The following is a 16,236-nucleotide window of genomic DNA, read 5'->3' on the forward strand; positions in this document are numbered from 1 at the left end:
GCTATGCGAATTTACGTTCGAGCAGTTCCATCAGGAACTTCGCGCCGTCGGAATTGGCATTCCAGACATAATTCTCGGCAATGTAAATCATGCAGTCGTCGAAATCGCCGAAGGCATCGAGCTTGTCGAGCGCCGCTTCGTAAGCCCGGGCATCGCCGTCGAACAAGTCGCGGATCATCAGGAACTTGTCGTTGATGCCGATGGCGCGCCTCAGGTCGGTGACGGGCTCGCTGCGGCGCAGTTCCGAGGCCATGTCGCGCGGCGGCACAATCGTATCGGCCAGCGTCTGTTTGTCATGGTTGATCACTTCGCCCAGTACGGCCCCGTTATTCGGCGCCCCGTTCCCTGCAAGGGTAATCTCCTCGAAATCGGGCTCTTCGTCGTCATTCCCGGTGTCGGGCACGGGTGCCGGACGCTGCGACACGGACGCCGCATACACCCCTTCCGCAGGAGCTTCATCCCCGGCGAACATACGCTGGGTGTCCGGGACAGAAACGCCAGGGCCGGATACCGGTTCCGGGCTGTCGGTTGCCAGACTGTCGGTTGGAAGCTGCGGCCGCCCGGCCGCGGTTCTTGCGGCGTCCCCCGCGGCAGGTGCCGGAGCAGGCTTTTCGGCCGTCGGCCGTGCAGCCGTGGGTTCGGGATTGTAAAGCGACATGATTACCCGCTGTTTATGGCGGTGGCGCTGGGTCTCCTCTTCGATGCCGAACAAGGTCGGCGCGATCGGCTGCGGCGCTGCCGCAGGATGCGTCCCCGCTCCGGGAGCCGGGTGGGTAACGCCCGTTTCCGCCCCTGATCCGGCAATTGCTTCCGGTTCGGGCATCCCCGAGGGTGCTTCCCGGTGTGCGGGCTCGTCCCGGGGGGCGGTTGCCCCTTGCGGCCCGGATGCCCCCGGCACACGGGCAAGCTCCTGCGAACCGGAATCCCCATGCGATTCGGATGCCGCCGCAATATTTTCAGCCGGCACTTCCTTGCCGGCGCTATTTCCAGTCGATTCGGGCGCAGGAATTTCTTCCGCAGCCGGGGTTTCAGGATCGGAAACCAGCCCGGCAACCGGGGGTTCAGCCTCCGCAATCGGCCCCGCAGCCGGTTCAGCCGGGATTTCGGCAGGTTCCGCAACAACCCCGGCCGGCTCTTGTCCGTCCGCCGGCACGGAATCCAGCACGGATTCGGCCACCGTTTCCGCCACCGCGGTATCGCAATCGGGGAAATCTGCCCCGGACTCCGCCACGGGCAGGCCGGCCAGGGGCGCAATGAACCCTGATTCGGGTTCCGGCCCGGATCCGGAGAGCGACGGTAATTCGGGTTCCGCCACGGACAGCGACTCGATCGAAAGCACCTCGCCGAGGTCTAAGCTGACCGGAATCTCCGTCGGGAAGGGTTCCTGTCCGGAGGCATCTGCCGCGGGAGGTTCCGCCTCCGCACCGAAACGCACGGCCTCGTAGAGTGTCCGCAACTTATCGAGTACGAGATCCCGCTCGAGGGAGCCGATCTCCTGGTTCGCATTCCAGCCTTCAACGATTTCCGAGAGCTTGCGCAATTCGCTCCGCACGTATTTCAAATCCATAATCCGCACACTTTTTGCCTCCAAAGATAGGAAAAATTTACGAACACGCCGCCCAAAACCCGAGATAATATCCCCGAGGGCCTGCGGCGCCGCTGCGGGGCACAAAAAACGGGGATCGACACACAGCCGATCCCCGTTCGTATGCGGGAGTAGTCTACTCCCCGAAAATATGCCGCGCATAATTATACCCGCAGGCATCGTAGATCCGCGCCAGGCGGCGGACACGGTGCAGATAGCCGGCATAATCCTTCCGGTCGAGGCTCCACCCCACTTCGGCCAGCGCGCTCAGGCGCGGCAGAAGCATATATTCGGCATGGGGCCATGTCGCGATATACTCCGTCCACAGGTTGGCCTGCACGCCCAGGATACAAACCTGCTCGGCAGGCGTCAGCTGCTCGTAAGGATCGAGTTCGTAGACCTTCTCCACAGGTAGGTACCCGCCGATGGCAAGGGGTTCGCGGGCCGTATCGCGCGTCTGGTAGTAATCCAGGTAGCAGTTCGTGGTCGGCGCCATGATGGCATGGTTGCCCTGCCTGGCGGCCTCGATCCCCCCTTTCGCTCCGCGCCACGACATGATGGTCGCCGTCGGGGTGACATCGCCTTCGAGAATCTCATCCCAGCCGATCAGGCGGCGTCCGCGGGCGTTCAGAAACTTTTCGACGCGCGCCGTAGCGTAATTCTGCAACTGGCGCGGGCGCCTCAGCCCTTCGGCCTTCATGCGCGCCTTGCAATGCGGGCACTTCTCCCACATCACCGTCGGACATTCGTCGCCGCCGATATGGATGTATTCCGACGGGAAAAGGCCGACGACCTCTTCCAGCACCCCCTCGATGAATTCGAAGGTCGTCTCCTTGCCGATGCAGAACACCCTGTCGTCGATATCCCAGGTCTGGCGCACCTCGTATTGTTCGCCCGTGCAGCCGAGCCACGGATAGGAGGCCAGCGCGCCCACGGCATGTCCGGGGAATTCGATCTCGGGGATCACCGTGATAAAACGCTTCGCGGCGTAGTCCACGATGTCGCGGATCTCGTCCTGCGTATAGTAACCGCCATAGGGCGTTTCGTCGAACTTGCAGTTTTCGTCGTACTCGCCGCCCGGGTCGCGGCCGATCAGCGTACGGCTGCGTACGGAACCCACCTCGGTCAGTTTCGGGTATTTCTTAATCTCGATACGCCATCCCTGGTCGTCGGTCAGGTGCCAGTGGAACACGTTGAGCTTATGCAGGGCCATGATATCGAGCGCCTCCTTCACTTCGTCGACCGTGAAGAAATGGCGGCAGACGTCGAGCATCATGCCCCGGTAGCCCAGGCACGGTTTGTCCTCGATCGTCACGACGGGCAGCTCCACGGCCCGCACGTTGGCCGCACCGTAAGCCGCAGCGGGGATCAGCTGGCGGAGGGTCTGCACCGCATAGAACGCCCCGGCTGCGCTCCCGGCAACAATCTCCGCACGCCCGGGCGTAATCTCCAGGCGGTAGCCATCCGCCGGCATCGCCGCGTCGCACGAGATATTCAGCGCCCCGTCGAGGGGCACGTCGGCATGCCGCACCCGCAACCCTTTGCCGAACACCGGTTCCAGTACCTGGTCGAGCGCCCCGGTCACACAGGCCAGACTGTCGTCGCCGGACAGCAGCACCGCTTCGGTCGAAGCGGTCAGCAAAAAAGTTCCCTGCCCCTTCGCGACGCGTTCGGGGAGCGGTACCACCGCGACTTCATCGTCGGCGGGGATTACCTTACCGCAGCCGCAGAGGGCTGCACAAAGGACAACGAGGGGTATAAGTCTCTTCATATCCGGGTTATTTTAAATGGAGGTTCCTCCGAAACACAAGGTAAAAATAAGGCAAAAAACGGACAAATCAAAACCCCGGCCCGTTATTCGCACGCCGAAGCCCCCAGCAGCCCCACGTGTTCGACCGACGAACAGCAGATATGGAGCCGTTCGACCGTCTTGGCATACGGGAACTGTTTCAACTGCTCGTACATCGCTTCCCGGAAAAACCCGAAGGCATGGGCGATGCTCCCGCCGAAAACGATCGCTTCGGGGTCGTAGGCATAGAGGATCATCATCACCAGCCGCCCGATATGTCCGCCGAATTCGTGCCACAGCGCCAGCGCCGCGGGATCGCCCGCCAGGGCACGCTCGTAGGCTTCCTTGCCCGTCGTGCCGCGGCCTACGAAGAAACGGCTGCTGCAATAGTATTCGTAATCGCGGTCGAGGTACGGAATGCTCCCGATCTCCCCGGCACCCGTATCGTGCCCGCAATAGAGTTCGCCACCGATCACGATCCCTGCGCCGACACCCGTGCCGAGCGCCACGCACACCACGTCGCTATATGCGCTCGCCTCGCCGAAGCGGCTGACGCCCAAAGCAAAGCAATTGCAGTCGTTGTTGACATATACGGGGACACCGAACCGTTTTTCGAGCAGGTCTTTGAGGTATACCTCGCGCCACGACGGGATGCCTACGACATTGTAGACGATCCCGCGCGCCGCATCCACGACCGACGGCACGCCGATACCGATGCGGGCGACGTCGGGGGTGATGAGCTTCCCGATGAGCGAGGCAATTTGATCCACGACCTCCCCTTCGGGGCGGTCGGCTTTGCAGGGTTCGGAGAGCAACCGCACGATGCGGCCATCCTTCACCAGGCCGGCGCGCACGTTCGTGCCGCCCAAATCCACACCAATCCTCATCGTGCAATCAGTTGTTATTTTTGACTTTCGCAACTTTCCCGCCGCGGAATTCCACATGGTCTGCAATTCGGCCGTCGCGCTCGTGTATCCACGTCTCGAAGCCTCGTTCGCCCTCGGTCAGCACGAGGATGCGCACCCCCGGCCGCAGGTTGTTGTAGGTCGTATCGTCGCCCGAAAAACGGCCGTAACCGAGGGCGATACCCTTCTCGGCCACCACATAGTCGATGTCGTGGTCGTGCCCCACGAAGATGCCCATCACATCGCCGCACTCGGCCATCGCGGCGAACATGCCGGGGTTCAGCGCCCCGGGGCATTCATCCTCGGCGGCACGGCCGACATGCGTATTGTCGGGGTTCCGCCATGCAGCGACGTATTCGGGCAGGGCGATATGGAAAAACGCCAGCGCCGGCAGCGGCTTCCCGCCGTTGGCCGCGGTATAGGCGGCGCTGCGGGCGCGGTACCAGCCCACCTGCTCCTGCGTGAACCAGCCGTAGCCGTCGATAGACGGGATTGTTGAATAATCGTGCGAATCGAGGCAGTAGAGCAATGCCGCAGGTTGCGTCGTCCCGGCGATCTCCAGCACCACGTCGGCCAGTTCGCCCCCGGCGCCGAGCGTATTGAGCGTGCCGGCATACGAGGTGACGATGCGGCCGATCTCCGCGCGTGTGAGATCCTGCTCGGCGTCGTGGTTCCCCAGCACCACGCAAAACGGCAGGTTGCGTTCCGCGACGGGCTCCAACACGCGGTGCCACGCTTCGGCGGCGGGCTTGCCCGTCACCACGTCGCCCGTGAAGACCACCAGGTCGGGATGCTCCGCATCGAGGATGTAGCGCATTTGGGCGATGGTTTTTTCCGCCTGCGCCCGGCGGTAAGGCGTACCGAGGTCGAGGTGCACGTCGGTGAACTGTGCGATCCGGAATTTGCCGTCCCGGCCGAAATGCAGGGCGGGCGCCTGTGCCTGTGCCGAACACCACAGGGCGACGGCACACATAAGAGTCGTTATCTTTTTCATAGGTAGGTTAGGTTCCTTAGTTCAGTTTCACGCTGCCGCTTTTCTCCACGCGGACGGTGCGGCTCTGCCCGTCGCCCCACGTCACCGTCAGGTCGAACGGCACGTTGGTCGTAACGCTCACCGCAGGCACGTCCCCGGCTGAATTGCGGCCCTTGACCTTCAGCCCCACGACACCCTCGGGGCCATAGGGATAGCGGTCGATGCCGTGGGCCTCGGTATGGTTGATATCCCATACGATACGCCCCTCGGAATAGTCGGATTTGATGCCGAGGATATACTCGATGAACACCGCGATCGGCGGCAGCCCCGCCCAGCCCACGAAGTCCTTGCGGGCCATGAACCCGGGTTCGATCTTCTCCGGGGCATAGTACTCCCAGAAAGTCCCGGTATTCTTCCACACTTCGAATACGGCGTTGAAATGGTTTTCGGCCACCTCCAGCGCAAGGTCATGGTAGCCCTTGCGGTAGAGGCCGTCGATGACCATGTAATTGGCACCCGGCCATACGCCGCCCTGCCAGTAACGGCCCGTCGGGTTGTATTTCGGGTGGTCGGCCGAGAGCGACGGCACGCGGTGCGGACGGTCGAATTCGGCCGTGTCCGCCAGGTGCGCCACCATGCGATCCATCCGCCCCTTGTCCAGCGCGTCGGCCTGCAGGGCCCAGAAGGCGCCGATCCCCTTGGTCGTGCAGAGCGACCCGTCGCCGTAGCGGTCGTAGAGGAAACCCGTCGCGTCGTTCCACAGGTGCTCGTTGACATAGGCGCGCAGCCGTTTCATCTCGTCCTCCATGTCCTCGATCTCCTGCCAGCGTTCGATGTGGAAACCGATGTTGAGCAGCGATTCGTCGACCAGCATCTGCTGCAGGTTGGTGTCGAGCCATACCATGTGGCCGTGCGAGAAGATCGGGTTGTATTCGGGCTTCACGCGGGGCATGTTGTCCATGCCCGTCCCCCACCCGCTCGACCAGTAGGTGCCGTCGGGCCACGTGCGGTTGAGCCGCCACCACTTGGCATAGGCGCACAGGGCGGGGAAAACCTTGTGCAGGCGGTCGATGTCGCCGAACTGGCGGTAATACATCAGTTCGACCCACGGCAGCAGGTTGGGCCCCGTCGAGGTGGGATCGTAGCGCTCGAAGCAGTCGGAGCCGTCGGCACGGATCTCGCGGCAGATAAACCCGTCGGGATGCTGCTTGGCGTAGAAGTTGTCCAGCGTGCGCTGGAACGGGAAAAAGCGGTAACCGTAGCGGGCGAACATCATCATGAACGAAGCGTCCCACATGAAGATATTGCCGTTGTAGGCAATATCGAGGTAAGGCGACACGAACCCGGAGCCCTCCTGCGGCTGGCGGATGTTGCCCACGGCGATCTGCCAGGCGTGCCAGTACATCTCGACCTCCTTTTCATGCCCTTCCCACACGGGCGAGGGCAGGATCTTGCGCGCCTCGGCGAACGTCCGGGGTTTGATGTGTTCGGGTTTGGCCGTGCGGAACTCGTTCTCGGCCACGAATACCTCCTTTACATAGGTGTTTTTGTAGGGCAGCTTGTAGGGCCCCGATTTGAGGTCTTGCGCCCCTGCCGTGCCCGCTGCGAAGACCAGCGACATGAATGCCGCGATTTGTTTGCGTAGCGTCATAGTATGCGGTTATTTTATCAGTGATTTTATCCTGCGTGCGATCTCCGTGTTCATGTAGGTGCCGCAGAACTTGTCGGCGCCCGGGCCGTAGGCGAATACCGGAAGCATAGCGGGCGTATGGTCGTCGGAGACATAGACGCCCGTCACGCGCCCCGTATGCTCGTCGCCGTCGACCACCACCAGGCCGCCGGTTTCATGGTCGGCCGTGACGATGACGAGCGTCTCGCCGTTCGTGTCGGCGAATTTCAGCGCCTCGGCAACGGCCAGGTCGAAGCTCAACATTTCGATAATAGAACCGGGCAGGCAGCGCGAGTGCCCCGCATAGTCGATCTTGGCACCCTCGACCATCAGGAAAAACCCTTCGCCGCCGCGTTCCCGCAATTTGGCGATCGAAGCGCGCGTGGCATCGGCCAGCAGCGTAAGGTTGGCCTCCTCGGCCGCGTCGTCCATCGCCTCGTCGATGCAGATGACCTTGCCCTTCGCGGCATCGATCCCATCGACCGAACGCACGAAATCGTATTGTTTCTCCAGCTCCCCGACCAGGTCGATCCCGTCCTTGCGGCGCGTAAATTCACGGATGCCGCTGCCGCAGAGCAGGTCGATGCGCCCGTCCATGAGGCAGCGGGTCAGCTCGTCGGCATTGTCGCGCTCGACCGAATGCCCGTAGAAGGCCGTCGGCGTGGCATCGGCGATGTTACCCAGCGTCACGACGCCCACGGGCAGCCCCCTGTCGTGGAAGAAATCGCTCAGCGAGGGATAGGGCACGCCCTCCGGGCTCATCGAGATATGGCGGTTATCATGGCGTTCGCCCGTGGCCAGGGCGCTGCCGCCGGCAGCCGAGTCAGTCGTGAAGGCATCCAGCGCATTGTTCTGTTGCAGGCCGATATATTTCATCTGCAGGGTCGACAGCCCCTTGTTGGCATAGAAAGCCGCCACGATCTGCGACAGCCCCATGCCGTCGCCGATCAGGTAGATCACGTTGCGAACCCGTCCCCGGCCCCCGTCGTTGCGGTAAGTCGGAGTGTAGACGTCGATGCCCTTGGAGAGTTGCAGCTTGTCGTTCTGGAAGCCCCGGAAATCGCGCGTGGTCTTGTCCAGGCGCTTGGTGCCCGTCACGCCTTCGGCGGCCGTGCGGCATTCGCCGATCTGGAAATTCTTGTTGCCGAAATCATCGAAGAACGCGGCGCACGCCTCGGGGTGGTCGGTATTGAGGTAGTCGATACCCATATTATAAAAGGTATAGTAAACCGTCGTCCCTTCGGGGGCGCCCCAGAAACGCACGGGTTTTCCCCAGGCGTGCGCGCGGTCGATGACCGTCTCCAGTTCCGCACGCTCGGCCGGGATGATCGAGCCCTTGCCGTTCCACTGCGAATAGTCGCTGAAATCGGCGCTTACGAGGGCGATGCGCTCCAGTTGCGCGGGCGTATAGTCGGCATCCCACACCCCGTCGAAACGGATATAGGAGGGATATTTGCCGAAATCGGCCGGTGCCGGGACACGCCCCGTGACGGCGACGCGCACGGCCTCGGGGTTCACCGCCGGATCGAACACCTCGGGATAGCGGCCCAGCAATGCCGCAACGGCCTGCAAAGTCGGTTCGGTAGCAGACTTGAGCTCGACCATCAGTTGAAGGTGTTCGCCGGAATCCTTCCACGCCCGCCCGCCGTTACGCCCGAAGAGCGTCACCAGCGGTTCGACGTAGAGCGCCTCGAAGGTCATGCCGGGCGAAAGGTCTTCGACCTCGTGCCCCACGAGCAGCTTGCCGTCGTGCAGGAACACGTCGGCCTCGATGGAATAGACCTGCTGGGCGTACGCCTGCCAGAAGGGGGCACGGCGGCAATAATCGTTGTGCGAATGGATCAGGATGGGGCGCTCGGCCACAGCCGTGGCGCAGGTGCACAGTGCTGCGAACAGCAGCCAGATTTTGAGTATCTTTTTCATTGCGGGATGTTATTTTTCGAATTTGACGATGGCCATCACGGGGGCATGGTCGGAGACATAACCGCCACCGAGCGTATCGGGCAGCACCTCGTAAAGGTCGGCGGCGATGCCGTCGCTCACGAAGATGTAGTCGAGCAACGGGCGTTCGGCCTCGGGTATCTGCCCGAAGTCGGAAAAGCTCCACTCCGTGCCGGATTTACGGGCGGCGACCTGCTTCACGTCATGCAGTACGCCGTCTTTCTGCACGTGCGCCACGACCGACGAGCCGGGCTCGGAATTGAAATCGCCCGTCAGGATCACAGGCCGATCCCCGCGCAGCGCTTCGATGCGCTCCCTGAGCAGGTTCACGCCTTCGTCGCGGGCGACCTGCCCTACATGGTCGAGGTGGGTGTTGACGAAGAGGAACTCCCGGCCCCCTTCCCTGTCATGCAGTACGACCCAGGTTGCCACGCGCTCGCAGGCGCCGTCCCACCCTTTCGAGCCTGCGACGTCGGGGGTTTCGCTCAGCCAGAAAGTCCCGGATTCGAGGGGCGTAAAACGATCCCGCCGGTAAAATACGGCACTGAACTCGCCCGCCTCGGCACCGTCCTCACGGCCGACGCCCACCGCAGCATAGCCGGGCAGCAAACGCTTCAGGTCGCCGAGCTGGTTGGCAAGCAGCTCCTGCGTGCCGAAAACGTCGACGCCGTGCGAAGCGATCACCTCGGCGACCCGCCCGCGGCGGAAACGCCAGTTGTCCGCCCCGTCTTCGGGGTTGTCGTAACGCATGTTGAAGGTCATGACGCTGAGCGTCGTGGCCGAACCGCAGGCAGTGAACGCCGCTGCCGCAAGAAGATAGAACAATCGTTTCATAACTTTATAGTTTAATCAGCGGGACAATCGGGAAATTCAACGTACAAACGCTCCGCGGGGATCTGCTCGAAGAGAGCCGCTCCGGGCGCCCTCCAGCCCCAGGAGAGATCCTGCCCCTCGTAATCCTCGAAATACATGAGCGTATAGGGATGCAGACCCGCTTCGAGCGCCACGCGCCCGGTCGCCATGACCGAAGCGTGCGACCCATCGTTGTCGACCACCTTCCGGTCGCCGATCACGAGCACGCTGCCGTCATCGCTCTTGGTCATGAACTCCCACACGCCCCGTTCGGGAATACGGATCCAGCCGTTGAAAATATATCCGAAATGGTCTTCCTGCGGGGCATCGGCAATCGACGGCTCGGGCATTGTCCCGGACGCCACGAGCTTTCCCCGGCGAATCTCGTCCACATGCGAGAACACGCCTTCGTAACAGGCATAGGCGACACCCGGACGCATGGCCGCGCCCGCTCCGGGCAGTCCCTTGCGGAATACGGCCTTCTCGGCTTGGAGCGTCAGCGTACGGCTCGGTGCGGCTCCGGGTTTGAATCCCCGCGCTTTGAGCGTCAGCGAGCGGTCGACAACGACGGGCCCGGCATAGAGCACCGAGGTTTCGTCCGGCTCCGAGCCGTCGAGCGTATAGCGGATTTCGGCTCCGGCCGTCGTCGTGGCCAGGGCGACGGGCACAGGCTCGGTGAAGAGGCTCACGTTCTGCGTGGTATAGGGAATCGAAACGACCTGGCCGCGCGTAAGCGAATAGGGCTCTGCTGCGGCATCCGTTCCACGGGCGTAATCGGGTTCCGCACGGAGTTCGAAATGCAGTTCCCCACCCTGCATCAGTTGTTCGTAGGTGATGAAATTTTCGGTCACGGGCACTCCGTCGAGCGTCACCGAAGCGATATAGGTATTGCGGCGGGGGTTGTTTGCCGTAACGGTCAGCGTGCGGCCGTTGGCCAGGCGCACGACGGCCTTCGGGAATTGGGGTGCGGTCAGCGCAAACTGGTTCGAGCCGGGGCAGACGGGATAGAAGCCCAGGCTGGAGAAGATGTACCACGCCGACATCTGGCCGCAGTCCTCGTTGCCGATGATCCCCGCGGGCGTCGGGGCGTACATCCCGTGCAGCAGGCTGCGCGTGAGCTCCTGTGTCCGCCACGGCTGCCCGACATAATTGTAGAGGTAGGCCATGTGGTGGCTGGGTTCGTTGCCGTGGGCATACTGCCCCATGAGCCCCGTCACGTCGCTTACGTCGAGCTGCATCTCGTCCGATTCGAGCGTAAAGAGCCGATCCAGTTCACGGACGAATGCCGCGCGGCTGCCGAAAAGCCCGGCGAGCCCGTTCACGTCGTGCGGCACGAAGAAACGGTAGTGCCACGGCGTGGCCTCGGTATAGTCGCGCCCCGTGGCGAACTCTTCGAACGGCTCAGACCAGTTGCCGTCCGTCCCGCGGCCGCGGAAGAAACAGGTCGATCCGTCGAAGACATTGGCGTAGTTGAGCGCCCGCTGCGCATATTCCCGGGCGACGTCGTCCCGGCCCATAGCCCCGGCCATGCGGGAGATCGCCCAGTCGTCGTAGGCATATTCCAGCGTGCAGGAGACCGACTCGCGCTTGATATTGGAAGGTATAAACCCCTGTGCCACATAGTAATCGGAACCTTTCTTATTGATGTTCGACGAGCGGATCATCGCATCGAGCGCCTTTTCGGCATCGTATCCGCGGATACCTTTCAGGTAGGCGTCGGCAATGACCGACGCGGCATGGTAGCCGATCATCGTCCCCGTCTCGCCCGACGCGAGCGGCCAGATCGGAAGCTCGCCCGTTATGTCGTACATGTCGAGCATACTGCGGATCATGTCGTTGACTAACGTCGTATCCACCAGCGTCTGCAACGGGTTCCACGCGCGGAAAGTGTCCCACAGCGAGAATGTCGAATAGTAGGCACCGCCCTGCGGCATACGCGCGATGCGCTGGTCGTGACGGCGGTACTCGCCGTTGACATCGCTCATCAGATTGGGCGTCAGCTTGGTATGGTACTGCGCCGTATAGAAATTGACCATTTCGTCGCGCGAACCGCCCTCGACGACGATGTCGCCCAGCGCTTCGCGCCACAGCGCGGCGGCACGCGCATGCACGGCATCGAAATCCAGCTCCGGCACCTCGGCGACGCTGTTGAGACGGGCATTCTCAGCGCTGACCGACGACAACCCGACGGCTATCGTAAGCGTTTCGGTGTCCGGCGCAAAGGTCAGCACGGCCTGTTTGTCGCCCAGCAGCCGCACGTCGGCGAAAGGCTCCGAAAAACGGGCGGAGAAAAAGACATACTGGTCGGGCACCCACCCCTGCGTGCGGCGCATCCCGGCGATCTCATCGGGCGCCGTCGTCCGCAATTCGCGCATGTCGACCTGCTCCTCGGCGATCGTGTGCATCAGGTCGACGACCACCTGCCGCGGCCCCTTGCCCGTAAAGGTATAGCGATGCACGCCCGTACGGGGCGCCGCCGTAAGCTCCACCCGGATATTTTCACCGGGTAACTCCACGGCATAATAGCCGCAGGAGGCCTTCTCGTCCCCGTGCGAAAAGAAATAGGGCTGCAGGACGCAGGCGCCGTCGTGCAACACGATTTCGCGCGTGGTGGGATGGAACAGGATGTCGGCCAGGTCGGCACACCCCGTACCGCTGAGGTGCGTATGCGAAAAACCGTCGATGGTCGTATCGTCGTAATGGTATCCGGCGCAGGCGTCCCAGTCCCCGGCACGCGTGTCGGGGCTGAGCTGCACCATGCCGAACGGCGTCGTTGCGCCCGGGTAGGTATGCCCGTGGTAACCCGTGCCGATGAACGGGTCTACATAATCGACCGGGCCGGCCGGCCGCGGCGCGCACGCAAGGAGCCCGAGGGCCAGCAAGGCGAAGGTAAGTTTTTTGGTCATGGCAGTTTCGGTGTATGCGCCCCGTCCGTAAAGCGTTCCATCAAAGATAAGGATTCCGGGGCGGTATTGCAAACCCCGGCAGCCGTATCTGCGCAGCATCGGAACCGGTCGCAGTTTAGGTTATACAAATATAAGAGAAGAGAAGCGTCCCGTCCGTGGCTATTTGCGCTTTTACATCCTCACATCGCGCAGAACCTTCCTATCCGGCGCCGAAACCCCGGCAGGAGTGCCTTTTCGCCCGAAATTCTGTCCTGGGGCAGAAAATTCCCGAAAAAAAGCTATCTTTACCCTCGAAGAGACCCAACCAGACCATGGCACGCGTAATTTTCCTGACCGATTTTTCCGAAGCCTATGCCCGCGAACTGCTGCTCGGCATGGCCCGCTATGCGCACGACACGGCGCAGGCGTGGAGCCTTTGCCGGCTGCCGTTGTCGATACGCGACAAGTTCGGCATAGAGGCGGTGGTCGAATGGGCCGTGCGGATGAAGGCCGACGCCGTGATCGGGCAGTTCTACAACACGGACAACGTCGGTCTGTTCCGCGAAAACGGCATCATCGCCATCGCGCAGGATTTCAAGAAGCGTTTCACGACGATCCCCAACATCACCGGGCCGCACCACCTTGCCGGCCGCATGGCCGCGGAGTATTTCCTGAAAAAGGGGTTCCGCAATTTTGCCTTCTACGGGACGCGGGGCATCGACTTCTCGGACGAACGCTGCCAGGGTTTCCGCGAGACCGTCGAACAGGCAAACCCCGATTTCACCTTCTCGTCGCTGCGCAGCGGCGCCCAGAACGACCTGTGGTACTACGACACGGCGCAGCTCATCACGTGGCTGCAATCGCTGCCCAAACCGGTGGCCATCATGGCCTGCGACGACAACCAGGCGTACCATATCACCGAGGCGTGCCTCCAGATCGAGGGGGGGGGAAATTCGCGTATTCCGAACGACATAGCCATCCTGGGGGTAGACAACGACGAGACAATCTGCAAGCTCTCCGCCCCGAACCTTTCGTCGCTCAGCCAGGGCGTCGAGCAGGGCGGCTACGACGTGGCACGGCTGATCGACCGGCTGATCCGCAACCCTGAAGCGGAATGGGAAGACGTCATGGTGATGCCGCTCAACATCATCACCCGGCAATCGACGGACATCTATGCCAACAACGACCCGCACATCGCCGAGGTATTGCGCTACATCCATGAGAATATCAGCCAGAAGATCACGGTGGACGATCTGGTGAAGCTGGTACCCCTGTCGCGCCGCCTGCTCGAAACCCGTTTCAAAAAGAGCATGGGCACCTCGATCTACGATTACATCATCCAGACTCGCATCGAAAAGATGATGCAGCTGCTGTGCGAAGGGCTGAGCGTATCCGAGGCGGCCGCCGAGCTGGGCTTCTCCGACATCAAGAACGTCTCGCGCACCTTCAGGCAGCTAAAGGGCATCACCCCGTCGGAATACCGCGATCAGGTAGCCCCGAAAAGGCGTTAGCACCGTCCCGCAAACAGGTGTCCCGCCCCTTCCGTTCCGCGCAGAGATCAAAATTCAGGCATATCGGCCGTTTTTTGCGGAGGATTTACTATCTTCGGGGCAAATTAACCTTCAAACCGAATCTATGTCCTTAAAACCGTTATTCCTATTCGCATGCACCGTGTGCGCGCTGCCGCTCATGGCACAGAAAAACTACACGCTCACCTCGCCCGACGGCACGCTGCAGGCCACCGTCGCCACCGGTTCCGACCTGAGGATCTCGCTCTCGGCCGACGGCGAAACGCTGCTCGCCCCGTCGCCCGTCTCGATGACGCTCGGCGGCGGCGAAGTACTGGGCAGCAACCCCAAAGTCACCAGGGCCAGGAAAAATACGGCCGACGCACGGATCGCCTCGCCGTTCTACAAAAAGAGCAGCGTCCGCGACCACTACAACGAACTCGAGCTTACGATGCGCGGCGATTACGGGCTGGTAGTCCGCCTTTACGACGACGGGCTGGCCTACCGTTTCACGACCCGGAAAAAGGACGGCATCCAGGTCGAGAACGAGCAGGTCGCCTATACCTTCCCGGGCGATTATACGGCGTACGCCCCCTATGTCGGACACAAGCGGCAGCTCGATTTCGAAGGGCAGTTCCGCAATTCGTTCGAGAACACCTACACCCGTCTCCCGCTGACGCAGCTCGACCCCCGCAAACTGATCTTCCTGCCCGTGCTGGTGGAACTTCCCGGCGGCCGCAAGATGGTCATCACCGAGGCCGACCTGCAGGGTTATCCGGGCCTCTTCCTCAACAACTCGACGGAGGCCCCCGTGCTGAAGGGCGTGTTCGCCCCCTATCCCAAAAAAGAGGAACAGGGCGGCCACAACCAGTTGCAGATGCTGGTCACGGAGCGCGAACCCTACATCGCCGCGACCGAAGGCACCCGGTCGTTCCCGTGGCGCGTAATGGCCGTATCGAAGGACGACAGCCAGCTGCTCGACAACGACCTGGTCTACCGCCTCGCCCCGGCCTCGAAGATCGCCGACACCTCGTGGATCAAACCCGGCAAAGTGGCCTGGGAGTGGTGGAACGCCTCGAACCTCTACGACGTCGATTTCAAGGCGGGCATCAACAACGAAACCTATAAGTATTATATCTGGTTCGCCTCGCAGCACGGGATCGAATACGTGATCCTCGACGAGGGATGGGCCGTGAACAAACAGGCAGACCTGATGCAGGTAGTGCCGGAGATCGACCTGGAAGAACTGGTCGAATACGGCCGCGAGCGCAATGTAGGCATCATCCTCTGGGCGGGCTACTACGCCTTCGAGCGCGACATGGAACGCGTCGTGAAACATTACGCCGACATGGGCGTCAAGGGTTTCAAGGTCGATTTCATGGATCGTGACGACCAACGGATGGTCGATTTCCTGCACCGCGCCGCCGAAGTCTGCGCCGAACATAAGATGCTGCTCGATTTCCACGGCGTATTCAAGCCCACGGGGCTCAACCGCACATGGCCCAACGTACTCAATTACGAGGGCGTGTTCGGCCTCGAACAGCTGAAATGGTCGGCCGAATCGACCGACATGGTGAAATACGACGTCACGATGCCGTTCATCCGCATGGTCGCCGGGCCGATGGACTATACGCAGGGAGCCATGCGCAATGCCTCGCGCGGCAACTACCGCCCGGTGCACAGCGAACCCATGAGCCAGGGCACCCGCTGCCGCCAGCTGGCCGAGTACGTGGTCTTCGAGTCGCCGATCACGATGCTCTGCGATTCGCCGTCGAACTACATGAAGGAACCCGAGTGCTTCGCTTTCATGGCCTCAGTCCCGACCGTATGGGATGAAACGGTGGCCCTCACGGGTTCGGTGGGCGAATATATCGCCATCGCCCGCCGCTCGGGCGACACGTGGTACATCGGCGCCATGACCGACTGGACACCCCGCGAACTGGAGCTGGATCTGTCGTTCATCGGCAACGGCAACTACGACGTCGAGAGTTTCGCCGACGGCATCAACGCCGACCGGGCAGCCCGCGACTTCAGGAAGACCGTATCGGAGCTGCCGCAGGATCGCAGGCTGAAGATCCGGATGGCCCCGGGCGGGGGCTATGCCGCCCGCATCTACGCACGATAAACCA

Annotated in this window: 10 protein-coding genes; 2 read left to right on the forward strand and 8 right to left on the reverse strand. The window is 62.1% G+C overall.

The annotated features are described in order from the left end of the window. Position 1: 1 nt before the first annotated feature. The 8 genes from B3C38_RS12245 to B3C38_RS12280 all read right to left on the reverse strand — a co-directional run bounded on the left by B3C38_RS12245 (position 2) and on the right by B3C38_RS12280 (position 12,620). Positions 2-1,567, reverse strand: a complete 1,566-nt coding sequence (locus B3C38_RS12245) for a hypothetical protein (RefSeq protein WP_022333462.1) — start codon at positions 1,565-1,567, stop codon at positions 2-4. 154 nt (positions 1,568-1,721) lie between these two features. Further along, positions 1,722-3,356, reverse strand: coding sequence for a beta-N-acetylhexosaminidase (locus B3C38_RS12250; protein WP_022333461.1), 1,635 nt, complete (start codon positions 3,354-3,356; stop codon positions 1,722-1,724). An 83-nt stretch (positions 3,357-3,439) separates the two neighbouring features. Further along, the gene (locus B3C38_RS12255; protein WP_055211164.1) at positions 3,440-4,261 is read right to left on the reverse strand and encodes an ROK family protein; all 822 of its coding nucleotides are present in this window, start codon (positions 4,259-4,261) and stop codon (positions 3,440-3,442) included. Positions 4,262-4,268: 7 nt separating this feature from the next. Next, positions 4,269-5,273 (reverse strand): metallophosphoesterase family protein, encoded by a 1,005-nt coding sequence (locus tag B3C38_RS12260; protein WP_237957693.1) that lies wholly within the window; start codon positions 5,271-5,273, stop codon positions 4,269-4,271. Between the two features lie 16 nt (positions 5,274-5,289). Continuing rightward, complete coding sequence (locus B3C38_RS12265; protein WP_286727299.1) at positions 5,290-6,873, reverse strand: MGH1-like glycoside hydrolase domain-containing protein; 1,584 nt, start codon at positions 6,871-6,873, stop codon at positions 5,290-5,292. Positions 6,874-6,912: 39 nt separating this feature from the next. After that, positions 6,913-8,844, reverse strand: a complete 1,932-nt coding sequence (locus B3C38_RS12270) for an alkaline phosphatase (protein ID WP_286727270.1) — start codon at positions 8,842-8,844, stop codon at positions 6,913-6,915. Positions 8,845-8,853: 9 nt separating this feature from the next. Next, on the reverse strand, positions 8,854-9,696 hold the full coding sequence (locus B3C38_RS12275) for an endonuclease/exonuclease/phosphatase family protein (protein ID WP_022333457.1): 843 nt from the start codon (positions 9,694-9,696) through the stop codon (positions 8,854-8,856). A gap of 11 nt (positions 9,697-9,707) precedes the next feature. After that, the gene (locus B3C38_RS12280) at positions 9,708-12,620 is read right to left on the reverse strand and encodes a GH92 family glycosyl hydrolase (protein ID WP_256166445.1); all 2,913 of its coding nucleotides are present in this window, start codon (positions 12,618-12,620) and stop codon (positions 9,708-9,710) included. Positions 12,621-12,931: 311 nt separating this feature from the next. Between B3C38_RS12280 and B3C38_RS12285 the strand changes: the two genes are divergently transcribed. Together B3C38_RS12285 and B3C38_RS12290 are read left to right on the forward strand one after the other, a co-directional pair. After that, positions 12,932-14,110: a DNA-binding transcriptional regulator gene (locus B3C38_RS12285; RefSeq protein ID WP_286727271.1), complete on the forward strand. Its 1,179-nt coding sequence runs from the start codon at positions 12,932-12,934 to the stop codon at positions 14,108-14,110. Positions 14,111-14,234: 124 nt separating this feature from the next. Next, on the forward strand, positions 14,235-16,232 hold the full coding sequence (locus B3C38_RS12290) for a glycoside hydrolase family 97 protein (RefSeq protein WP_286727272.1): 1,998 nt from the start codon (positions 14,235-14,237) through the stop codon (positions 16,230-16,232). Positions 16,233-16,236: the final 4 nt, after the last annotated feature.

The sequence above is a fragment of the Alistipes sp. UBA1686 genome (assembly GCF_002320215.1).
Taxonomy (GTDB): Bacteria; Bacteroidota; Bacteroidia; order Bacteroidales; family Rikenellaceae; genus Alistipes; species Alistipes onderdonkii.